Origin of the sequence: Thermus igniterrae ATCC 700962, assembly GCF_000376265.1 — a bacterium.
Taxonomy (GTDB): Bacteria; Deinococcota; Deinococci; order Deinococcales; family Thermaceae; genus Thermus; species Thermus igniterrae.
Window position 1 is genome coordinate 55,533 of the sequence record NZ_AQWU01000068.1, and the last position, 18,669, is coordinate 74,201.

The following is an 18,669-nucleotide window of genomic DNA, read 5'->3' on the forward strand; positions in this document are numbered from 1 at the left end:
TTATTCTGCCAAAAGGCGGCATGATGGAGGCGTGCGGGCCTACACCACGGCGCACCTGGCCTTTGACCTGCCCGAGGGCCACCCCTTTCCCCTCTACAAGTACGGGGGGGTGGCGGAGGCCCTAAAGGGGCTTCTCCCCATCCTCCCCGCCCCGGAGGTGCCCCGGGAAGCCCTCTTCATGGCCCACGACCCCGTTTACCTGGAAAGGCTCTTTGGGGAAGGGCTTTCGCGCCAGGAGGTTTTGCGGCTGGGCCTGCCCTTCAGCCCCGGGCTCCTGCGGCGGGCCCTGCACGCGGCGGGAGGGACTGTGGCCGCGGCGGAGGACGCCCTCACCTTGGGCCTGGGCCTCAATCTAGCCGGGGGCACCCACCACGCCTTCCCCGACCGCGCCGAGGGGTACAGCCTCTTCAACGACGTGGCCGTGGCCGTGGCCTGGCTGCGGGCCCGGGGCTTTGTCGGGCGGGTTCTGGTGGTGGACCTGGACGCCCACCAGGGGAACGGCACCGCGGTCTTCTTCCAGAATGACCCCAGCGTCTTCACCCTTTCCCTGCACGGGGAGCGGAACTACCCCCTGAAGAAGGAGCAAAGCGACCTGGACGTGGGCCTTCCCGACGGTACCGAGGACACCCTTTACCTCCGGGCCCTGGAGGAGGCCCTGGAAAGGGCCCAGGCCTTCCGGCCGGCCTTGGTCTTCTACAACGCCGGGGTGGACGTCCTCCGGGGGGACCGCTTTGGCCGCCTGGCCCTGAGCCTCGAGGGGGTGCGGCAGCGGGACCGCGCCGTCTTCCGCTGGGTGCGGAGGCTGGGGGCCCCGCTGGTGGTGGTCATGGGCGGGGGGTACAACCGCGACCCCCGGCTTACCGTGGCCGCCCACGCGGAGACCTACCGCCTGGCCCTGAGCTCCTTGGCGTAGGTGGCCACCGCCTCCTCGAGGCTGAACCCCAGCCCCCGGTAGAGCTCCAGGGCCCCCTTCTCGTGGTCGTGGGCCCGGACCCGCAGGAGGGAGGCCCCCTTCTTCTGCGCCAGCCGCGCGGCCTCGGAGAGCAGGGAGCGCCCGATGCCCTGGCCCCGGGCCTCGGGGATGACCCCGATGTAGGCCACGCTGGCCTCTTTGTCCTCTAGCTCCACCTCCGCCATGCCCACGGGCCGGTCCCCCCGGTAGGCCACCAGGAGGTGGACCTGAGGGTCGTGGAAATGCTCCAATAGCTCCTCGTCCGTCCACTTGAGGCGCAGGGCCCAGCCCTCCTCGCTCTCCCGGTAAAGCTCGCGGTACACCCCAGGGCCGGGGAAGCCCCTGCGGATGACGACCCCCTGGGGGGGCGGGTAGTCCAGCCCCCCAGGGTTTTTCACGAAGAAGTAGGTGAGGTGCAAAAGGTCGTAGCCCGCCTCCTCCAGGACCTCCCGTAGCGTGCGGTTCTCCTCCCGGGGAAAGGCGTAGAGTCTTTCCAAAAGGAGCTCGGAAGCCCGGGCCTCCGCGGCCTGAAGGAGGGGGAAGAGGTCCTCCCGCCCGTAGGCCAGGGGGCCTTCCAGGGCCGCCCCGTCCCAGAAGGGGTAGAGGCCCACGTATCCCGCCACCTCCCCCTCCCGGAGGAGGACCAGGCCGTCCTCCAGCTCCTCGGCCAGGCCCTCTGGGTCCCGGGCCTCCGGGGCCAGGACCCCCCGCTCTGGGCTGGCGTCCATCCAGCGGAGGAGCCTCACCAGTCCCGGGAGGTCTTGGCGGGCCACGGGCCGGATCATGCCCTCAGTCTACCGCAAAGCCCTGGCCCAAAGCCGCCCTTGGCTTGGGGTTAGGGACCTATGTCCTCAGGGGGGGCCTCGAGGTTCATGGCCTTCACCACCCCTTCCTCCCCGTAGAAGTCCAGCACGGTGAGCTTGGCGTAGTCCTGCTCCAGCCTGAGCCCCTCCTCGGGGGGCAGGGGCAGGGCCAGGCTCAGGGCGGCGCGGTTCAGGGTGCAGTTGCCCACCACGAGGAGGGCCTGCCCCCGGTGCCGGGCCAGAAGCCCTCTCAGGGCCTCCCGCCCCCGTTCCCAGGCCGCCCGCACGCTCTCCCCCCCTGGGGGGGCGAAGCCCGCCTCGTCCGCCAGCCAGGCCCTCACCGCCTGGGGGTAGCGGGCCTGGACCTCGGGGAAGGGGAGGCCCTCCCAATGGCCCCAGCTCCGCTCCCTGAGCTCGGGGAGGAGGGTGTGGGGCACCCCCAGGGCCTCTCCCAGAAGGCGGGCCGCCTCGGCCTCCGCCCGGCTGTCTGCGGCGTACACCCAGGCCACGGGGTAGCGCCGCAACAGCCCCACCAGGGCCAGGAGGGCCCGCCTCCCCTCCTCGGCCAGGGGCAGGCCTGGGTGGCTGTAGAGCACGTGCTCCGGGTTCGCCACCGGCCCCGCCCGGGTGAGGAGGAGGGTGGTCTTGGGGTGGGGCCCGCGGAGGAAGTGGGCAAGGAGGCCCATGGCCCTAGAATAGGGGGGTGGAAAGGTGGGTGATCGTGAACCCGGCAGCGGGCCGGGGCAAGGTGGGGCGGCTTTCGGGGGCCATCCTGAAGGCGGCCCGGGAAGGGGGGGCAAAGGCCTTCCTCACCGAGGGGCCGGGCCACGCCACGGAGCTGGCCTACCAGGCCCCTGAGGGGGCCCGGGTGGTGGCCGTGGGGGGGGACGGCACGGTGCACGAGGTGCTCCGGGGCCTGGCGGGCACGGAGAAGGTCCTGGGGGTGGTGCCCATCGGGAGCGGCAACGACTTCGCCCGCATGCTGGGCCTGCGGGGGCTTGCCTGGCGGGAGGCCTTAGCCCTGGCCCTCTCCGCCCCCGAGGAGGCCATAGACCTGGGCTGGGTAAACGGCGAGCCCTTCGGGGCTTCCTTAGGCATCGGCTTCGACGCCCTGGTGGCCAAGAAGGCCTTCTCCGCCCCGCCTTTTTTGCGGGGCATGCCCCGCTACCTCTACGCCCTCTTCGGGGTGCTCAAGGACCTGCGCCTGCCCGAGGGGCGGGTCCTGGTGGACGGGGCGGAGGTGCACCGGGGCCCCCTTCTCCTTCTGGCGGCCATGAACGGGCCCATGTACGGCGGGGGCATCCCCATCGCCCCCATGGCCGACCCCCGGGACGGCCTCCTCTCCCTGGTCCTGGCCCGCTCCTTCACCCGGCCCGGGGTGGTCCTCATCCTGCCCCGCCTCCTCCTGGGCCGGCACCTCTCCCACCCCCAGGTGGTGGCCTATGCCGGGCGGAGGGTGGAGGTGGCCTTTTCCACTCCTGTGCCTGCCCACGCGGACGGTGAGCTCCTGCCCGAGGCCAGGGTGTACCAGGCCGAGGTCCGCCCCCTGGGGCTACGGGTGGTGGGGGGTAGGGTGGGGGTGAGGGGCGGGGAGGCTGTGCCCCGCCCTGTGGGGGTCTCTTGAGCAGGAAGGGTGCTTTTTAGAAGCCCTCGGCGTGAAGGGATTCCGAAATGATCCCGCATTTTTGGCAGGACACTATAGATTTTTCAGCTAGGGCTTCATCGTAGGCGTGGCTGGTCAGGTTGCGCAGTTCAAGCATTTCCCGCCACCCTGGGTCTTCTGGCAAAAGCCCAGCGTATGGCCATTCTCGGGGAGCGGGCCTCCAAACCCTGTATTTCCAGGTAGCCTTTTAGGACCTTCCAAGCCAGCCCAAAGGTGAGCTCAAAGCGCTGGATAGCGGCATCGCGGATGAATTCGTCCTTGGGGCGGGATAAGGCCTCGTCCAGCCGCTTTGTTGCCTGTTCTAGAAGGGCCACCTGGCTCCTAAGCCAAGCCTCCCTCTCCAAGGAGCACCCCCTCTCGTTCAACAACCCCCCTGAGCCCAGGAGCCCAGGAAAGCTCCACCAGGTCCACCCTTTGCAGGATGGGTAGCGCCTCGAGGGCTTCCCGCAGATGGGCCAGGGTGGCCAGGTCCAGGGGAGGGTCGGCCCAAAGGGCCAGGTCGTAGTCCGAACGGGGTGTGGCCTCCCCCCTGGACCGGGAGTCAAAGAGGTAGAGGCGGTAGCGCCGGCCTTGGAGCAGCTGGGCTACCCTTTGGGCCACCTCCCGCAGGACCTCTTCCTGGGGCACGGGTTGCCTCACCCCTCCATTCTATGCTTCCGGGGGGCGGGCTTTCCCGTATACTTATGCCATGCGCGGCCTTTCAGCGCGGGTCCAGGCCATGAAGCCCTCGGCCACGGTGGCGGTGAACGCCCGGGCCCTGGAGCTGAGGCGCCAGGGGGTGGACCTGGTGGCCCTCACCGCCGGCGAGCCCGACTTTGACACCCCAGAGCACGTAAAGGAGGCGGCCAGGCGGGCTCTGGCCCAGGGCAAGACCAAGTACGCCCCTCCGGCGGGCATCCCCGAGCTCCGGGAGGCCCTGGCGGAGAAGTTCCGGCGGGAAAACGGCCTTTTGGTAAGCCCGGAGGAGACCCTGGTCACCGTGGGGGGGAAGCAGGCCCTCTTCAACCTCTTCCAGGCCATCCTGGACCCGGGGGACGAGGTGATCGTCCTGGCCCCCTACTGGGTGAGCTACCCGGAGATGGTGCGCTTCGCCGGGGGGGTGCCCGTGGAGGTGGCAACCCTTCCCCAGGAGGGCTTTGTCCCCGACCCCGAGGCGGTGCGGCGGGCCATCACCCCCCGCACCAAGGCCCTGGTGGTGAACTCCCCCAACAACCCCACGGGGGCGGTCTACCCCAAGGAGGTCCTGGAGGCCCTGGCCCGCCTGGCGGTGGAGCACGATTTCTACCTGGTCTCCGACGAAATCTACGAGCACCTCATCTACGAGGGGGAGCATTTCTCCCCGGGTCGCCTGGCCCCGGAGCACACCATCACCGTGAACGGAGCGGCCAAGGCCTTCGCCATGACCGGCTGGCGCATTGGCTACGCCTGCGGCCCCAAGGCGGTCATCAAGGCCATGGCCGACGTCTCCAGCCAGTCCACCACCAGCCCGGACACCATCGCCCAGTGGGCCACCCTCGAGGCCCTCACCAACCTCGAGGCCTCCCAGGCCTTCGTGGCCATGGCCCGCGAGGCCTACCGCAGGCGGCGGGACCTGCTCCTGGAGGGCCTGGCGGAGCTTGGCCTCAAGGCGGTCCGTCCCAGCGGGGCCTTTTACGTGCTCCTGGACACCTCCCCCATCGCCCCGGACGAGGTAAAAGCGGCTGAGCGCCTCCTGGAGGCGGGGGTGGCCGTGGTCCCCGGCACGGACTTTGCCGCCTACGGGCACGTGCGCCTTTCCTACGCCACCAGCGAGGCCAATCTCAAGAAGGCCCTGGAGCGCTTCGCTGGCCTCCTCCAGACGGTCTAGTAACGCCGCCGCTTCTTGCGGGCCAGGAGGGGGCCCAGGAGGAGGAGGGCCGCCCCCAGGGTCACGCACACGTCCGCCAGGTTGAAGACGGGAAAGGTGGCGATGAGGGGGATCTGGGTCCCCAGGTCCAGGTAGTCCACCACCCAGCCCCGGCCCAGGCGGTCTATGCCGTTGCCCAAGGCCCCGGCGGCGATCAGGGAAAGGGCCAGGGCCTCAAAGAGGGGGTAGCGCCGCCGGGCCAGGAGGTAGAGGAGGACCGCCCCCACCCCCAGGCTGAGCCAGCCCAGGAGGAAGGCCTTTCCCGCCAGGAGCCCGAACCCCGCCCCGGTGTTCTGCACCAGGGTGAGGTAGAGGAGGTCCCCCAGGAAGGGTCTGGGCACGGGGGAGAGGTTCTCCAGGGCCCAGAGCTTCAGGATCTGGTCTAGGGCGATGAGGAGGGGCACCAGCACCGTGGGCATCCCAAAGAGTCTACCGGATGGCAGGCGGTGTGCTATACTCCTTAGGGTTTGCCTTCGGGCACGGGAGGGTGGTATGTCCAAGGTTTGCGAGATCAGCGGGAAGCGGCCCATCGTGGCCAACAGCATTGAGCGGCGGGGTAAGGCCAAGCGGGAAGGGGGTGTGGGCCGGAAGACCACGGGCATCTCCAAGCGGCGCCAGTACCCCAACCTGCAGAAGGTGCGCGTGCGGGTGGCGGGCCAGGAGATCACCTTCCGGGTGGCCACCAGCCACATCCCCAAGGTCTACGAGCTCCTGGAGCGGGCCAAGGGCCTGAAGCTGGAGGGGCTTTCCGCCAAGGAGATTAAAGAGCGCCTCCTGAAGCTCCTCTAGTCCCCCTTTCCCGAAGCAAAGCCCCCCGGGAGGGGGGCTTTTGTAGCATGGGGCCATGGTCTGGAAGCCGGGGCACTACCTCCTCCTCTTCCTGGCCCTCTACGCCCTGGTGGTGAGCCTGGGCTTCCTGGCCCGGGGGCGGCAGCTTGCCGCCCTGCGCCAGGAGGTGGGGGCTCTTTCCCAAAAGGCCCTCTTGGCCCCCGAGGGCTACCTCCTGCCCCTGCCCGGGGCCTGCCTGCCCAGCCGCCCGGAGAACCTTCCGGGGGCGCCCAGGCCCTACCGCAAGGGGGTGAGCGCGGGCTTTGTCTTCCAGGCGGGGGATGCCTGCGTGCCCGTGGTGCGGGGGATGGGGGTGGTGGCCGCCGCCTCGGGGGAGGTGGTGAAGGTGGACCGGAACCACCAAGAACCCTCCCCCGAGGCCTACCGGGCCCTTTTGGAGCGGGTGCGGGAGGGGGCGGGGCCGGAGGAGATGGACCTTTTGCGGGGCCTCGAGGTCTGGATCCGCCACCCCGACGGCCGCGTGAGCGTTTACGCCCACCTCGAGGCCCCCTACAGCAACCTCTCCCCCGGACAAAGGGTCCTCCGCGGGGACCCCATCGGCTACCTGGGCAACACCGGGCTCATGGGAGGGGCTCCCAGGCTCCTCTTTGAGCTCTGGGAGGGGGAGCCAGACCGGGGCCGCTTCCTCTTCCAGGGCCTGGACCGCGAGGCCCTCCTCCGGGAGGCCAAGGCCTTCTTCCGCTTAGAATAGCCCCGTGCGCGAGGCCTTCCTCCGGGTCTGGGAGAACCCCTATGTGCGGGTTCTCGCCTACCTCCTCCTGGCCTTTTTGGCCTACCGCCTCCTGGCCCGGGCCTGGCCTGCTCTTTCCGTCCTCCTCACCGCCTTTGCCTTCGCCTACCTGGCCCACCCGGTGGTGCGCTTCTTTGAGGCCCGGAGGCTTCCCCGGGCCCTGGGGGTGGTCCTGGTCTACCTGGGCCTGGGGCTCTTTTTGGGCCTGGCCTCCTTCCTCACTGCCCAGACGGTGGTGGAGCTTTCCCATCTCGCCCGCGAACTCCCCCGCCTCCTGGACCCCCTCCTGGCCTGGTTCCTGGGCCTGCCCGACCGGGTGGAGGCCCTGCCCATCCCCGAGGCCCTCGAGCCCATCCTGGCCGAGGCCGGCCGCAACCTCCAGGGCCTCCTCCAGGGCTTTCTGGAGGCCGTGGTGCGCTGGCTCCAGGGCCTCCTCTCCCAAGGGGGAAACCTCCTGGGCTTTTTCACTGGCCTCCTGGGCGGCATCTTCCAGCTCCTCACCGCCCTCACCCTCTCCATCTACTTCCTCTACGACCTCCCCCGCCTGGGCCAGGCCGCGCTTCGCGCCTTCCCCGAGCCCTACCAGCCCCTGGTGGCCGAGCTGGCCCACAAGCTGGACCGGAGCGTGGGGGGGTATGTGCGGGGCCAGCTCCTGGTGGCCTTCCTGGTGGGGCTTTTGGTGGGGGTGGGGCTTTGGCTGGTGGGCGTGCCCCTGGCCGCCAGCCTGGGCTTCCTGGCCGGGGTCTTCAACCTTATCCCCTTCGTGGGGGTGATCGTCTCCGGGGTGCCTGCCCTCCTCCTGGCGGCCACCGGGGGGTTCGGCAAGGTCCTTCTGGCCTTCCTCGTCCTCTGGCTGGCCAACCAGCTGGAGGGAAACCTCCTGGGCCCCCTCATCGTGGGCCGGGCCACCCGGCTCCACCCGGTGACGGCCATCGCCGCCATCCTGGTGGGGGCCAGCCTCTTCGGCCTCTGGGGGGCCCTGCTGGGCGTGCCCGCGGCCGCCTTCCTGAAGGTGCTCCTGGAGGACTACTACCGGCAGAGCCGCTTCTACCGGGAGGGCTAGGGTAGCCTTTCCTCCTCCGTGACCAGGGCCTCGGGCTCCAGTTGCCGGGGCAGGAGCAGGTTGAGCACCACCCCCACCAGGGCGGCCAGGGCCATCCCGCTCACCTTGAGGGGCACCGCGGCCCCGGCCACCTGCACCGTCCCCAGCTGGGCCACCGCCCCCCCCAGGCCCAGGACCAGGATGGCCGAGACCACGATCAGGTTGCGGCTGTGGGTGAAGTCAATCTCCGCCTCGGCCAGGGTGCGGATGCCCACCGAGGCGATCATGCCGAAAAGGAGCATGGCGATGCCCCCCAGGACCCCCTGGGGCAGGGTCTGGAGGAGGGCAGCCAGCTTGGGAGAGAAGGAGAGGAGGATGGCGAAGAGGGCGGCCATGCGCAGGACCACGGGGTCGTAAACCCGGGTCACCGCCAGCACCCCGGTGTTCTCCGAGTAGGTGGTGTTGGCCGGCCCGCCCAAAAGCCCTGCCAGGCTGGTGGCCAGGCCGTCCCCCAGGAGGGTGCGGTGGAGGCCCGGCCTGGCGAAGAAGTCCTTCCCTACCACCCGGCCGTTGGTGAGGATGTCCCCGATGTGCTCCATCACCGTAACGAAGGCCACGGGGGCGATGAGGAGCACCGCCCCCCACTCAAAGGCGGCCGGGGTGAAGGGGGGCAGGCCGAACCAGGCCGCCTCCCCCAGGGGCCTCAGGTCCACCCGCCCCAGGGCCAAGGCCACCAGGTACCCCACGCCCACCCCCACCAGCACGGGGATCATCTGGAAAAGCCCCCGGAAGAAGACCGCGCTCACCACCGCCCCCGCGAAGGTGACCACCGCCAGGAGCCAGTCCTTGCTGGCCATCTGCACCGCCACCGGGGCCAGGGTGAGGCCGATGACCACGATCACCGGCCCGGTGACCACGGGGGGGAAGACCTGGCGCACCCTTCCGGGGCCGATGAGGAGGACCAGGAGGGCAAAAAGGGCATAGACCAGCCCGGCCGCGGCAATCCCCCCGCCCACCGCCGCCAGGGAGAACCCTGCCTCCTTGGCCGCCAGGATGGGGGCGATGAAGGCGAAGCTGGAGCCCAGGAAGACGGGCACCATGCGCCCGGTGACCAGGTGGAACACCAAGGTGCCAAGCCCGGCGGTGAAGAGGGCCACCGCGGGGTGGAGGCCGGTGAGGAGGGGGACGAGCACCGTGGCCCCGAACATGGCCACGGTGTGCTGCAGGCCCAGGATAAGGTTCCTTGGCGTCATACCGGGGGCATTTTACCAGTGCCCCCCGGCGGCCAGGGCCTCGCGGAACCAGGCGGGGACCTCCCGGCCGAAGCGCCTTTCGGCAAAGTCCCTGGCAAAGGCCCCGTAATCCCCCTGCCGGATGGCCTCCCGGGCAGCCTCGGTAAGGCGGTGCAGGTAGCGCAGGTTGTGGAGGGAAAGGAGGATGCCCCCCAGCATCTCCCCCGAGCGCACCAGGTGGGCCAGGTAGGCCCGGCTGAAGGTCTGGCAGGTGTAGCAGTCGCACCCCTCCTCCAGGGGCCTGGGGTCCTCCAGGTGGCGGGCGTTTTTCAGGTTAAGCCGCCCTTCGGGCACCAGGGCGCTGCCGAAGCGGCCCGTGCGGGTGGGGTAGACGCAGTCAAAGAGGTCCACCCCAAGCCCCATGGCCGCCACCAGGTCCTCGGGGTGGCCGACCCCCATGAGGTAGCGGGGCTTCTCCTCGGGGAGGAGCTCGGTGGAGAGGGCCACCATGGGGAACATGGCCTCCTTGGGCTCCCCCACCGCCAGCCCCCCGATGGCGTAGCCGGGCAGGTCAAAGCGCACCGTCTCCCGGGTGGAAAGGGCCCTGAGCTCGGGGTCTGTTCCCCCCTGGGCGATGCCGAAAAGGGCCTGGTCCGGGCGGGTCTTGGCCTTGAGGCTCCGCTCCAGCCAGCGCAGGGTGCGCTCTAAGGAGGCCTTCAGGTAGTCCCGGGAGGAGGGGTAGGGGGGGCACTCGTCAAAGGCCATGATGATGTCCGCCCCCAGGGCCTCCTGCACGGCGATGCTCCTTTCGGGGGTGAGCTGGAGGGGTCTTCCATCCAGGTGGCTCTGGAAGACCACCCCCTCCTCGTCAATGCGTCGCAGGTGGCCCAGGCTCATCACCTGGAAGCCCCCGGAGTCCGTGAGCCAGGGGCCCTGCCAGCCGGCAAAGCCGTGAAGCCCCCCCAGGGCCCGCACCCGCTCGGGCCCGGGCCGCAGGAGGAGGTGGTAGGTGTTGGCCAGGAGCACCTGGCTGCCGATGGCCTTGAGGTCCTTGGGCAGGAGGCCCTTCACCGAGCCCTGGGTGCCCACGGGCATGAAGAGGGGGGTCTCCACGGAACCGTGGGGGGTGTGGAGGCGGCCCACCCGGGCCCGGCCGCTCTGGGCCAGGCGCTCAAAGCGAAAGGGCTCCATCAGGGCTTGGCGAAGCGCTGGCGCACGTAGGCCTCCACCAGCGCCATGAACTCCTCGGCGATCCTCTCCCCCTTGAGGATGGTGAGGAGCTTGCCGTCCGCGTAGACCGGGGCCTTGGGCTCCTCCCCCGCTCCCGGCAGGGAGATGCCGATGTGGGCGTGCTTGCTCTCCCCGGGGCCATTCACCACGCAGCCCATCACCGCCACCTTCAGGCCCTCCACCCCGGGGTACTTTGCCCGCCACTCGGGGAGCCTGGCCCTCAGGTGGGCGTTTACGGTTTCCGCCAGTTCCTGGAAGAAGGTGCTGGTGGTGCGGCCGCACCCGGGGCAGCTGGTCACCTCGGGGGCGAAGGTGCGCAGGCCCAGGGCCTGGAGGAGCTCCTGGGCCACCTCCACCTCCTTGGTGCGGGGCTCGTTGGGGGCGGGGGTGAGGGAGATGCGGATGGTGTCCCCGATGCCCTCCAGGAGGAGGGGGGCTAGGGCGGCGGCGCTGGCCACGATGCCCTTCACCCCCATCCCCGCCTCGGTGAGGCCCAGGTGCAGGGGGGCCCGGGTGCGCCGGGCCAGCTCCCGGTAGACCCAGACCAGGTCGGGGGCCTTGGAGACCTTGGCGGAGAGGACGATCTTGTCCTCCCCCAGGCCCAGCTCCAGGGCGGTCTCGTAGGCGCGCACGGCGCTTTCCACCAGGGCCTCGAGGAGCACCTCATGGGCGCTTTTGGGCTCGGGCCGCCGGGCGTTTTGGTCCATGAGCTCGGTGAGGAGGGCGGGGTCCAGACTGCCCCAGTTGGCCCCGATGCGCACGGGCTTGCCCAGGTCCATGGCGATTTGCACCATCTCCTGGAAGTTCTCGTCCTTATGCCGGCCCCGCCCCAGGGTGCCGGGGTTGATGCGGAACTTGTCCAGGGCCTGGGCCATGGCCGGGTAGCGGCGGAGGAGGAGGTGGCCGTTGAAGTGGAAGTCCCCCACCAGGGGCACCTCCACCCCGGCCTCCTGGAGGCGGCGCCGGATCTCGGGCACCGCTTGGGCGGCCTCCTCGTCGTTCACCGTGAGGCGGACGATCTCGCTCCCCGCCCGGTGGAGGGCCAGGATCTGGGCCACCGTGGCCTCCACATTGGCGGTGGGGGTGTTGGTCATGGACTGCACGGCGATGGGGTGGGCACCCCCCAGGGGCACCTTGCCCACCCAGACCGTGGGGGTAGGGCGTCTCATCCCCCCTATGGTAGCTGAGGCCCGGGGGGAAACACCCGCGCAAGCCACCCTTGGGCCAGGGCCAGGTCCTCCGGGGTGAGGGCGTGGCCGGCGGGAAGGAGGTGGCCCTCGGCCCGGGCTCCCGCCCCCTCCAGGCGCTCCCTCAGGGCCGTGGCGGTCTCTGGGGGGACCAGGGGGTCCTGATCCCCCAGGAGGAAGAGCACGGGTTTGCCCTTCAGGAGGGGATAGGGCTTGCCGAAGGGCTCCAGGGGCCTTAGGAGGAGGGCCCCGTCCAGGAGGTGGGGGTGGTGGAAGAGGAGGCCTAAGGCCATGTTGGCCCCGTTGGAGTACCCCAGGGCCACCAGGGGCCGGGGAAGGGCGTAGCCCTTTAGGGCTTCCTCCACGAAGGCCGCTAGGCCTTGGGCCTTGGCCCTCAGGTCCTCCAGGTCCAAGACCCCCTCCCGGTGGCGGCGGAAGAAGCGGGGAACCCCTTCCTCCAGGCTCTCCCCCCGCGGGCTCAGGAGATGGGCCCCGGGACGCAGGGCGCGGGCTAAGGGCAGGAGGCTTCTTTCGTCCCCTCCCGTGCTGTGGAGGAGGAGGAGGGTGAGGCCTTCCCGGCCCGGCAGGACCAGGTGGGGAGGGTTCATGCCGGGAGGTGAAGGGGGGGTAGGGCGGCCTCTATCCTCTGCCGATTGGCCTCCAGCCAGGGGGGCAGGACCAGGCGCTGGCCCAGGCCCTCCAGGGGCTCGTCCACGGCGAACCCCGGGCCGTCCGTGGCCAGCTCAAAGAGGACACCCCCCGGCTCCCGGAAGTAGATGGAGCGGAACCAGAACCGGTCTATGGGCGGGGTGGGCCTTAGACCCAGGTGCAGCGCCTTCTGGCGCAGGGCCAGGCCGTGGGCTTCGTCCCGCACCCGGAAGGCCAGGTGGTGCACCCCGCCCACCCCAAAGGCCCCCAAGCGGCCCTGGGGAAGGGCCTCCACCTCCAGGAAACTCCCCTCCTGCGCCAGAAGCACCCGGTCTCCCTCCTCCGCCACCCGCCGGTACCCCAGGACCCCTTCCAGGACGGCCAGGCTGGGGAGGAGGCTTCGCACCAAGAGGCGTGCCCCCAAAAGCCCCCGCACCTGGTGGGCGGGGGGAACCGGGCTTCCCTCCCAGGGCCTGCCCGGGCCTGGGGCCTCCACCAGGGCCAGGGGGAGGCCGTGGGGGTCCTGGAGGAGGAGGGCGGGGCGCCCATAGCGCTGGCCCTGCCCCCTGAGGAAGGGGCCCAGGCGGCCTTCCCAGTAGCCAAGGCTTCCTTCCGGGACGGCCAGGGCCACCTCCACCGCCTGGCCCACCCCCGGGCGGTGGGGGGGTAGTTTGGGCCAGGGGAAGAAGGTGAGGTCGGTGCCCGGGGTGCCCTCCCGGTCCGCGTAGAAGAGGTGGTAGGTGGTGGGGTCGTCCTGGTTCACGCTCCGCTTCACCAGGCGCAGGCCCAGGACCCCCGCGTAGAAATCCAGGTTCTCCTGGGGGTCGCCGGCGATGCAGGTGATGTGGTGGAGGCCGTGGCTTCCTTCCATGCCCCCAGGATAGGCCCCTTTTGCTTTAAAAAATGTAGCGCCAGACCCCCGCTCCTAGAGCTCCATCCCCATGATGTGGTACCCGGCGTCCACGTAGACCACCTCCCCGGTGATGCCCCCTGCCAGGGGGGAGAGGAGGAAAAGCCCCAGGTTCCCCACCTCCTCCGGGGTGACGTTCCGCTTCAGGGGGGCCACCTGGGCCACGCGGTCGTACATCTTCATGAAGCCGGGGATGCTCCGGGCGGCCACGGTGCGGACGGGCCCTGCGGAGATGGCGTTCACCCGCACCCCCTTGGGCCCAAGCTCGTAGGCCAGGTAGCGCACGCTGGCCTCCAAAGCGGCCTTGGCGATGGCCATAACGTTGTACTTGGGCACCACCTTCTCGCTGGCGTAGTAGGTGAGGGTGACGATACTCCCCCCCTCGCGCAGGAGGGGTTCGGCCCGCTGGGCCACGGCCACCAGGGAGTAGGCGGAGACCTCCAGGGCCAGAAGCCAGTCCTGGCGCCTGGTGTCCAGGTACCGCCCCTCCATGGCCTCCCGGGGGGCGAAGGCGATGGCGTGGACCAGGTAGTCCAGCTCCCCCCAGGCCTCCTGGATCCCGGCGAAAAGCCGGTCCAGCTCCTCGTCCTGGGTGACGTCCGCCTGGAAGGTGAGGGCCTTAAGGGGGGCGGCCAGCCGCTCCACCTCCTCCCGTAGCCTTTCCCCCTGGTAGCTGAAGGCCAGCTCGGCTCCCGCCCCGTGGAGCTTCTCGGCGATGGCGTAGCCCAGGCTCCGCTGGTTGGTAACCCCCATGATGAGGGCCTTCTTGCCCGAAAGGTCCAGGGTGAGCATGGGGGGATTATACCCGGTGGGTATACTGGGGCATGGTCCAGTTGGAAGCCTATGGGTCCTGGGAGGAGGCCCTGGCCCGCCTGGGGGAAAGCCGCAAGGCCCTCTTGACCCTACTCCAGGGGGCGGACCCCACCTGGCTCACCACCCCCTTGCGGGAAGGGGCCTGGACCCCCCTGATGGTGGCCGAGCACATCGCCCTGGTGGAGGCCTCCACCGCCCGGGTGTTGAGGCGGCTCCGCCGCATGAGGGCGGGGGAGGCCCTGCCCCCGGTGCAGGCGGTGCCCGGGGAGTACAAGGACGGGAAGCCCCAGGCCCCCGAGGGGGTGCGCCCCCAGGGGGGGATGGGCCTGGAGGAGGTGCTGGCCCTCCTGGCCCGGGCGCGGGCCGCCCTCCTGGAGGAGGCGGCCCAGGCCGACCCCCACCACCCCGCCACCTTTCCCCACCCCTTTTTCGGCGAGCTCAACGCCCTGGGCTGGGTGAGGGCCGCGGCCTATCACGAGGCCCACCACCTGGAGGGGCTTCAGGGGGCCAGCTAGCCCTGCCCTTGCCGGTACTGGGCCAGCCAGGCGTGCAGCCGGGCGGGGGATACCCCCCGGATAACCTCGGTCCTGCCCTCCCATTCCAGGACCACCCCGGCGGTGGGGCTCCCCACCAGCTCGGCCATCTTCCTGGCGGCCGCCTCGTCCTGGCGTGCGTTCACGAACTCAAAGGGGATGCCCTGCTGGGCCAGGAACATCTTCACGATTTCGCAGGGGCCACACCCCGGGATGCCGTAGAGCCGCACCATACCCCTATATGGTACCTGGAGCCCGGGCCTCCCGCCACACCCCGGACTAGAATGGCCCCATGCGCCTAGTGGACCGCCACCCCGAGGTGGACCTGCCCGGGCTTCTCCAGAGCTTTGTTCCCCCGCCCCGCTTCCGTGGGGCCACCTTCCAGAGCTACCGTCCCGACCCCCGCTACCCCTCCCAGGCCCTGGCCAAGGAGCGCCTGCGAAGATGGGTGCACGACCGTCCCCGGGGCCTTTTCCGTCCCCGGCTTCCCGGCCCCCAGGGGATCTACCTGGACGGGGGGTTCGGGGTGGGCAAGACCCATCTCCTGGTGGCCGCCTACCTCGAGGCCCCCGCTCCCAAGGCCTTCCTCACCTTTGAGGAGCTCACCTACGCCCTGGGCCTCATGGGCCTGCGGGAGGGAGCCAGGCGCTTTGCCGGCCTGAGGTACCTCTTCATCGACGAGTTTGAGCTGGACGACCCCGGCAACGCCCAGATGGCCAGCCACTTCCTGGCCCTGACCATGGAGCGGGGCCTGAGGGTGGCCACCACCTCCAACACCCCCCCGGGGGCCCTGGGGGAGGGGCGGTTCAACGCCGAGCAGTTCCGCCACCAGATCCAGAGCCTGGCCAAGCGCTTCGCCGTGGAGCGCATAGAGGGGGAGGACTTCCGCCACCGGGACCCGGAAAACCTGCCCAACCCCCTCTCCGACGCCGCCCTGCTGGAGGCCCACCGCCAGGACCAAAGGCCCAGGAGCCTGGACGCCTTCCCCGAGCTCCTGGCCCACCTGCGCACCCTGCATCCCATCCGCTACCGCTACCTCTTCCAGGGGCTTCAGGTGGTCTACCTCCAGGGCCTCGAGCCCATCCCCGACCAGAACGATGCCCTGCGCTTCGTGCACTTCGTGGACCAGCTCTACAACCTGGGCCTGGACCTCCGGGCCTCAGGGGTGCCCCTCAGGGCCCTCTTTCCCGAGAGTTACCGCCACGGGGCCTTCGCCAAGAAGTACGGACGGGCCCTTTCCCGGCTGGCGGAGCTTTTGGGGTAGCATGGGGGTATGGACTTAGCCGACAGGCTTTCCGAGCTAGCCCAGGCCCTTTCCCAGGCCAGCGCCGCGGTGGGGATCCTCGAGGCCATAGAGGGGGTCCTGGAGGAGTACCAGGAGGGGGAGCTTTCCCTCAAGGAGGCCATGGAGGAGATCCAGGGCCTGGTGGAGGAGTACCAGGCGGTGCGGGCCCTCTCCGAGATGACCCCCGAGGAGATCGTGGCCCTGGCGGAGGAGGAAGAGGAGGGGGGGCTTCGCTCCTAGATGAAGGTCATTGCCCTGGTGCTGGACTCCGTGGGCCTGGGCTACCTCCCCGACGCCCCCCTTTTCGGCGACGAGGGGGCGGATACCCTGGACCACACCGTGCTGAAGACGGGGGTGGCCCTTCCCCACCTGGCCTCCCTGGGCCTGGGCTGGGTGCCCGGGGTGCACACCCTCCCCCGGCCCAAACCCCGGGGCGCCTTCGGCCGCATGCGGGAGGTGAACCCGGGCAAGGACACCACCACCGGCCACTGGGAGTTCGTGGGGGTGTACCTGGACGCCCCCTTCCGCACCTACCCCCAGGGCTTCCCCGAAGCGCTCCTTCAGGCCTGGGCGGAGCGGATCGGGGTGGGGGGGTGGCTTCTCAACCGGCCCTACTCCGGAACCGAGGCCATCCGGGACTACGGGGAGGCCCACCTGAAGACGGGCTTCCCCATCGTCTACACCTCCGCGGACAGCGTCTTCCAGGTGGCGGCCCACCTGGAGGTGGTCCCCCTGGAGGAGCTCTACCGCTGGTGCCAGGTGGCCCGGGAGCTCCTGGTGGGGGAGCACCAGGTGGCCCGGGTCATCGCCCGGCCCTTCGCCGGCCCCCCCGGGGGGTTTTACCGCCGGGAGGACCTCAGGAAGGACTTTGCCCTGGAACCCCCCAGGAACGTGCTGGACGCCTTGAAGGAGGCGGGGCTGGAGGTGGTGGGGGTGGGCAAGATCCCCGACATCTACGCGGAGCGGGGCTTCACCCGCCAGGTGAAGACCAAGGACAACCAAGACGGCCTGGAGAAGACCCTGGCCCTCATGGGGGAGTCCTTTTCCGGCCTCCTCTTCGCCAACCTGGTGGACTTTGACGCCAAGTACGGCCACCGCCGCGACCCCGAGGGCTACGCCCGGGCCCTCCTGGAGGTGGACGCTTTCCTGCCCCGGCTCCTCCAGGCCCTGGGCCCCGAGGACCACCTCTTCCTGGTCTCCGACCACGGGAACGACCCCACCTTCTTCGGCACCGACCACACCCGGGAGTACGGGATGCTCCTCTGGGTGGGCCCGGGGGTGGAGGGGGACCTGGGTACCCGGGAGACCTTCGCCGACCTGGGGGCCACCTGGGCCAGGCTCTTTGGGGTCCCCTGGGAGGGGCCGGGGAAGAGCCTCCTCTAGCCATGCCCTTTACCTGGCGCGACCTTCTGGACATCCTCCTCGTGGCCGTCCTCTTCTACTCCCTCTGGCGGCTCATGGCCGGCACCCGGGCCCTGAACCTGGTCCGGGGGGTCCTGGTGTACCTTTTGGTCTGGTTCCTGGCGAGCCTTTTGGGCCTTTCCACCCTGGCCTGGCTCCTGGGCAACGCCGCCACCCTGGGGGCCTTCGCCCTCATGGTGGTGTTCCAGCCGGAGCTCAGGGGGCTTTTGGAGCGCATTGGCCGGGCCCAGGGGCCCCGGGCTCCCTCCCTGGCCCTGGAGGAGCTCCTCCTGGGCCTTTCCCGCCTTTCCGAGAGGCGCTACGGGGCCCTCATCGCCCTGGAAAGGCGCACCCCCTTGGGGGAGTACGCCCTGAGCGGGGAGGTGCTGGACGCCAGGCTTTCGGCCCGGCTCCTGCAGACGGTCTTCCACCCCGGGACCCCCCTGCACGACGGGGGGGCCATCCTGCGGGGGGATCGGCTCTTTGCCGCAGGGTGCATCTTTCCCCTCTCCGAGGCCCACACGGGCCTGGGCACGCGGCACCGAGCGGCTTTGGGCCTTTCCGAGGTCTCCGATGCCCTGGTGCTGGTGGTGAGCGAGGAGACGGGGGCCATCCGCTTGGCCCAGGGGGGGAGGCTCTCTCCGCCCCTTACCCTCGAGGCCCTGCGGGAAAGGCTCAAGGAGGTGTGGCGTGCGTGAAGGGGTGGGCTTCCTCCTGGCCCTGCTGGCGGCGGCGGCCCTTTGGTACTCCCTGAGGGAGCGGGCCCCGGTGGTGGAGCGGGCGGTGAGCGTGCCCCTCCAGGTGGTGGGGCTGGGGGCGGAGCGCACCGCCGAGGGGGTCCCCAGGGAGGTCCTCCTGCGCCTCCGGGGGCCGGCCCCCCTGGTGGAGGGAAGCCCCCCGGTTTCCGCCTACCTGGACCTCTCGGGGGCCGAGGGGGCCTTCGCCCGGGAGGTGCGGGTGGCCGTCCCCCAGGGGGTGGAGGTCCTGGAGGTGCGCCCCGCCCGGGTGGAGGGCCAGGTGGAGGCGGTCTTAAGCCGCACCCTTCCCGTGGAGGTCCTTTCCCAAGGGGCCTGGGTGCGCCCGGAGCCCGCCTTCGTGGAGGCCCGGGGGCCCAGGAGCCGGGTGGAGGAGGCGGTGGCCGCGGTGGGCCTGGACCTGGGGGGGGAGACCGTGGCCCTTACCGCCTTCGGCCCCCAGGGACCCCTGGCCGGGGTGGAGCTTTCCCCCAAGGAGGTGCGCGTCCTGGGGCGGGAGGCCCCCCTTTTCCGCAAGGAGGTTCCCCTGGTCCTCCGCCCGCCCCAGGGCCTCCGGGTGGTGGACTACACCCCCAAGACGGTGGAGGTGGTGGGGCCCAGGGAGGCCCTGGAGGGCCTTGAGGAGGTGGAGGGCAGGCCCCAGGGGGGCTTCCGTCCGGGGGAGGTGGCGGGCCCTTGGGTTCTGGCCCTTCCCCCGGGGGTGAGGACCCTGGGGCAGGTTTCGGGAAGGGCGCGCTTTGCGCTAGAATAG

General features: G+C 70.4%; 24 protein-coding genes. 12 read left to right on the forward strand and 12 right to left on the reverse strand.

The features are described from left to right. The first annotated feature begins 31 nt into the window (after positions 1–31). Positions 32–913, forward strand: coding sequence for a histone deacetylase family protein (locus tag B128_RS0108945; RefSeq protein ID WP_018111934.1), 882 nt, complete (start codon positions 32–34; stop codon positions 911–913). Here the strand turns inward: B128_RS0108945 and B128_RS0108950 are convergent. Beyond that, complete coding sequence (locus B128_RS0108950) at positions 883–1,737, reverse strand: GNAT family N-acetyltransferase (protein WP_018111935.1); 855 nt, start codon at positions 1,735–1,737, stop codon at positions 883–885. The two genes, B128_RS0108945 and B128_RS0108950, sit on opposite strands and share 31 nt — an antisense overlap. A 50-nt stretch (positions 1,738–1,787) precedes the next feature. Next, a complete protein-coding gene (locus B128_RS0108955; RefSeq protein ID WP_018111936.1) occupies positions 1,788–2,441 on the reverse strand; it encodes a histidine phosphatase family protein in 654 nt (217 codons plus the stop codon). 17 nt (positions 2,442–2,458) lie between these two features. Here B128_RS0108955 and B128_RS0108960 point away from each other — a divergent pair, with 17 nt between their 5' ends. After that, complete coding sequence (locus B128_RS0108960; protein ID WP_018111937.1) at positions 2,459–3,379, forward strand: diacylglycerol/lipid kinase family protein; 921 nt, start codon at positions 2,459–2,461, stop codon at positions 3,377–3,379. 128 nt (positions 3,380–3,507) lie between these two features. Here B128_RS0108960 and B128_RS12715 read toward each other — a convergent pair whose 3' ends face one another. Both B128_RS12715 and B128_RS0108965 read right to left on the reverse strand, forming a co-directional pair. Next, positions 3,508–3,762: a nucleotidyltransferase substrate binding protein gene (locus tag B128_RS12715; protein ID WP_245537237.1), complete on the reverse strand. Its 255-nt coding sequence runs from the start codon at positions 3,760–3,762 to the stop codon at positions 3,508–3,510. Then, a complete protein-coding gene (locus B128_RS0108965) occupies positions 3,740–4,057 on the reverse strand; it encodes a nucleotidyltransferase family protein (RefSeq protein WP_245537238.1) in 318 nt (105 codons plus the stop codon). The genes B128_RS12715 and B128_RS0108965 overlap by 23 nt, the downstream gene beginning before the upstream one ends. A 49-nt stretch (positions 4,058–4,106) precedes the next feature. Between B128_RS0108965 and aspC the strand changes: the two genes are divergently transcribed. Next, positions 4,107–5,264 (forward strand): aspartate/prephenate aminotransferase, encoded by a 1,158-nt coding sequence (gene aspC / locus B128_RS0108970; protein WP_018111939.1) that lies wholly within the window; start codon positions 4,107–4,109, stop codon positions 5,262–5,264. On the opposite strand, the gene lspA is transcribed toward aspC, so the two are convergent. Then, positions 5,261–5,722: a signal peptidase II gene (gene lspA, locus B128_RS0108975; RefSeq protein WP_018111940.1), complete on the reverse strand. Its 462-nt coding sequence runs from the start codon at positions 5,720–5,722 to the stop codon at positions 5,261–5,263. The two genes, aspC and lspA, sit on opposite strands and share 4 nt — an antisense overlap. Before the next feature lie 73 nt (positions 5,723–5,795). Between lspA and rpmB the strand changes: the two genes are divergently transcribed. From rpmB to B128_RS0108990, 3 genes are read left to right on the forward strand one after another with little or no spacing between them, the layout of a single operon-like run. Continuing rightward, complete coding sequence (rpmB, locus tag B128_RS0108980; RefSeq protein ID WP_018111941.1) at positions 5,796–6,092, forward strand: 50S ribosomal protein L28; 297 nt, start codon at positions 5,796–5,798, stop codon at positions 6,090–6,092. Between the two features lie 55 nt (positions 6,093–6,147). Continuing rightward, on the forward strand, positions 6,148–6,843 hold the full coding sequence (locus tag B128_RS0108985) for a M23 family metallopeptidase (RefSeq protein ID WP_018111942.1): 696 nt from the start codon (positions 6,148–6,150) through the stop codon (positions 6,841–6,843). Between the two features lie 4 nt (positions 6,844–6,847). After that, positions 6,848–7,945 (forward strand): AI-2E family transporter, encoded by a 1,098-nt coding sequence (locus tag B128_RS0108990; protein WP_018111943.1) that lies wholly within the window; start codon positions 6,848–6,850, stop codon positions 7,943–7,945. Here B128_RS0108990 and B128_RS0108995 read toward each other — a convergent pair. From B128_RS0108995 to B128_RS0109020, 6 genes are read right to left on the reverse strand one after another with little or no spacing between them, the layout of a single operon-like run. Beyond that, positions 7,942–9,177 (reverse strand): uracil-xanthine permease family protein, encoded by a 1,236-nt coding sequence (locus tag B128_RS0108995; RefSeq protein WP_018111944.1) that lies wholly within the window; start codon positions 9,175–9,177, stop codon positions 7,942–7,944. The genes B128_RS0108990 and B128_RS0108995 overlap by 4 nt on opposite strands. 12 nt (positions 9,178–9,189) lie before the next feature. Continuing rightward, the gene (tgt, locus tag B128_RS0109000) at positions 9,190–10,347 is read right to left on the reverse strand and encodes a tRNA guanosine(34) transglycosylase Tgt (protein ID WP_018111945.1); all 1,158 of its coding nucleotides are present in this window, start codon (positions 10,345–10,347) and stop codon (positions 9,190–9,192) included. Next, positions 10,347–11,555, reverse strand: coding sequence for a flavodoxin-dependent (E)-4-hydroxy-3-methylbut-2-enyl-diphosphate synthase (ispG, locus tag B128_RS0109005; RefSeq protein ID WP_018111946.1), 1,209 nt, complete (start codon positions 11,553–11,555; stop codon positions 10,347–10,349). The genes tgt and ispG overlap by 1 nt, the downstream gene beginning before the upstream one ends. A gap of 5 nt (positions 11,556–11,560) precedes the next feature. Continuing rightward, on the reverse strand, positions 11,561–12,181 hold the full coding sequence (locus tag B128_RS0109010; RefSeq protein WP_018111947.1) for an alpha/beta hydrolase: 621 nt from the start codon (positions 12,179–12,181) through the stop codon (positions 11,561–11,563). Further along, complete coding sequence (locus B128_RS0109015; protein ID WP_018111948.1) at positions 12,178–13,092, reverse strand: ring-cleaving dioxygenase; 915 nt, start codon at positions 13,090–13,092, stop codon at positions 12,178–12,180. The genes B128_RS0109010 and B128_RS0109015 overlap by 4 nt, the downstream gene beginning before the upstream one ends. 54 nt (positions 13,093–13,146) lie before the next feature. Next, positions 13,147–13,923 carry an enoyl-ACP reductase FabI gene (locus B128_RS0109020; RefSeq protein ID WP_018111949.1) on the reverse strand — a complete coding sequence of 259 codons (777 nt, stop codon included), beginning with the start codon at positions 13,921–13,923 and terminating at the stop codon, positions 13,147–13,149. Between the two features lie 32 nt (positions 13,924–13,955). Between B128_RS0109020 and B128_RS0109025 the strand changes: the two genes are divergently transcribed. Next, the gene (locus B128_RS0109025; RefSeq protein ID WP_018111950.1) at positions 13,956–14,459 is read left to right on the forward strand and encodes a DinB family protein; all 504 of its coding nucleotides are present in this window, start codon (positions 13,956–13,958) and stop codon (positions 14,457–14,459) included. On the opposite strand, the gene B128_RS0109030 is transcribed toward B128_RS0109025, so the two are convergent. Further along, positions 14,456–14,710, reverse strand: a complete 255-nt coding sequence (locus B128_RS0109030; protein WP_018111951.1) for a glutaredoxin family protein — start codon at positions 14,708–14,710, stop codon at positions 14,456–14,458. The two genes, B128_RS0109025 and B128_RS0109030, sit on opposite strands and share 4 nt — an antisense overlap. 59 nt (positions 14,711–14,769) lie before the next feature. On the opposite strand from B128_RS0109030, the gene zapE reads away from it, so the two are divergent. Genes zapE through B128_RS0109055 form a run of 5 tightly spaced genes read left to right on the forward strand, consistent with a single transcriptional unit; the run spans position 14,770 to position 18,669 of the window. Beyond that, the gene (zapE, locus tag B128_RS0109035) at positions 14,770–15,741 is read left to right on the forward strand and encodes a cell division protein ZapE (RefSeq protein ID WP_018111952.1); all 972 of its coding nucleotides are present in this window, start codon (positions 14,770–14,772) and stop codon (positions 15,739–15,741) included. Positions 15,742–15,750: 9 nt separating this feature from the next. Continuing rightward, on the forward strand, positions 15,751–16,002 hold the full coding sequence (locus B128_RS0109040; RefSeq protein WP_018111953.1) for a hypothetical protein: 252 nt from the start codon (positions 15,751–15,753) through the stop codon (positions 16,000–16,002). After that, on the forward strand, positions 16,003–17,145 hold the full coding sequence (locus B128_RS0109045) for a phosphopentomutase (protein ID WP_018111954.1): 1,143 nt from the start codon (positions 16,003–16,005) through the stop codon (positions 17,143–17,145). 2 nt (positions 17,146–17,147) lie between these two features. Then, positions 17,148–17,861, forward strand: a complete 714-nt coding sequence (cdaA, locus tag B128_RS0109050) for a diadenylate cyclase CdaA (RefSeq protein WP_018111955.1) — start codon at positions 17,148–17,150, stop codon at positions 17,859–17,861. Beyond that, complete coding sequence (locus B128_RS0109055; protein ID WP_018111956.1) at positions 17,854–18,669, forward strand: CdaR family protein; 816 nt, start codon at positions 17,854–17,856, stop codon at positions 18,667–18,669. Before cdaA ends, B128_RS0109055 begins: the two co-directional genes overlap by 8 nt.

Bases quoted from the DNA above. Each gene is read 5' to 3' on its own strand.
- tgt (WP_018111945.1), bottom strand. From the start codon at position 10,347: ATGGAGCCCTTTCGCTTTGAGCGCCTGGCCCAGAGCGGCCGGGCCCGG.
- ispG (WP_018111946.1), bottom strand. From the start codon at position 11,555: ATGAGACGCCCTACCCCCACGGTCTGGGTGGGCAAGGTGCCCCTGGGG.
- B128_RS0109025 (WP_018111950.1), top strand. From the start codon at position 13,956: ATGGTCCAGTTGGAAGCCTATGGGTCCTGGGAGGAGGCCCTGGCCCGC.
- rpmB (WP_018111941.1), top strand. From the start codon at position 5,796: ATGTCCAAGGTTTGCGAGATCAGCGGGAAGCGGCCCATCGTGGCCAAC.
- B128_RS0108985 (WP_018111942.1), top strand. From the start codon at position 6,148: ATGGTCTGGAAGCCGGGGCACTACCTCCTCCTCTTCCTGGCCCTCTAC.
- B128_RS0109020 (WP_018111949.1), bottom strand. From the start codon at position 13,923: ATGCTCACCCTGGACCTTTCGGGCAAGAAGGCCCTCATCATGGGGGTT.
- B128_RS0109015 (WP_018111948.1), bottom strand. From the start codon at position 13,092: ATGGAAGGAAGCCACGGCCTCCACCACATCACCTGCATCGCCGGCGAC.
- B128_RS0109045 (WP_018111954.1), top strand. From the start codon at position 16,003: ATGAAGGTCATTGCCCTGGTGCTGGACTCCGTGGGCCTGGGCTACCTC.
- B128_RS0108950 (WP_018111935.1), bottom strand. From the start codon at position 1,737: ATGATCCGGCCCGTGGCCCGCCAAGACCTCCCGGGACTGGTGAGGCTC.
- B128_RS0109030 (WP_018111951.1), bottom strand. From the start codon at position 14,710: ATGGTGCGGCTCTACGGCATCCCGGGGTGTGGCCCCTGCGAAATCGTG.
- B128_RS0108995 (WP_018111944.1), bottom strand. From the start codon at position 9,177: ATGACGCCAAGGAACCTTATCCTGGGCCTGCAGCACACCGTGGCCATG.
- aspC (WP_018111939.1), top strand. From the start codon at position 4,107: ATGCGCGGCCTTTCAGCGCGGGTCCAGGCCATGAAGCCCTCGGCCACG.
- cdaA (WP_018111955.1), top strand. From the start codon at position 17,148: ATGCCCTTTACCTGGCGCGACCTTCTGGACATCCTCCTCGTGGCCGTC.
- B128_RS0108955 (WP_018111936.1), bottom strand. From the start codon at position 2,441: ATGGGCCTCCTTGCCCACTTCCTCCGCGGGCCCCACCCCAAGACCACC.
- zapE (WP_018111952.1), top strand. From the start codon at position 14,770: ATGCGCCTAGTGGACCGCCACCCCGAGGTGGACCTGCCCGGGCTTCTC.
- B128_RS0109040 (WP_018111953.1), top strand. From the start codon at position 15,751: ATGGACTTAGCCGACAGGCTTTCCGAGCTAGCCCAGGCCCTTTCCCAG.
- lspA (WP_018111940.1), bottom strand. From the start codon at position 5,722: ATGCCCACGGTGCTGGTGCCCCTCCTCATCGCCCTAGACCAGATCCTG.
- B128_RS0109010 (WP_018111947.1), bottom strand. From the start codon at position 12,181: ATGAACCCTCCCCACCTGGTCCTGCCGGGCCGGGAAGGCCTCACCCTC.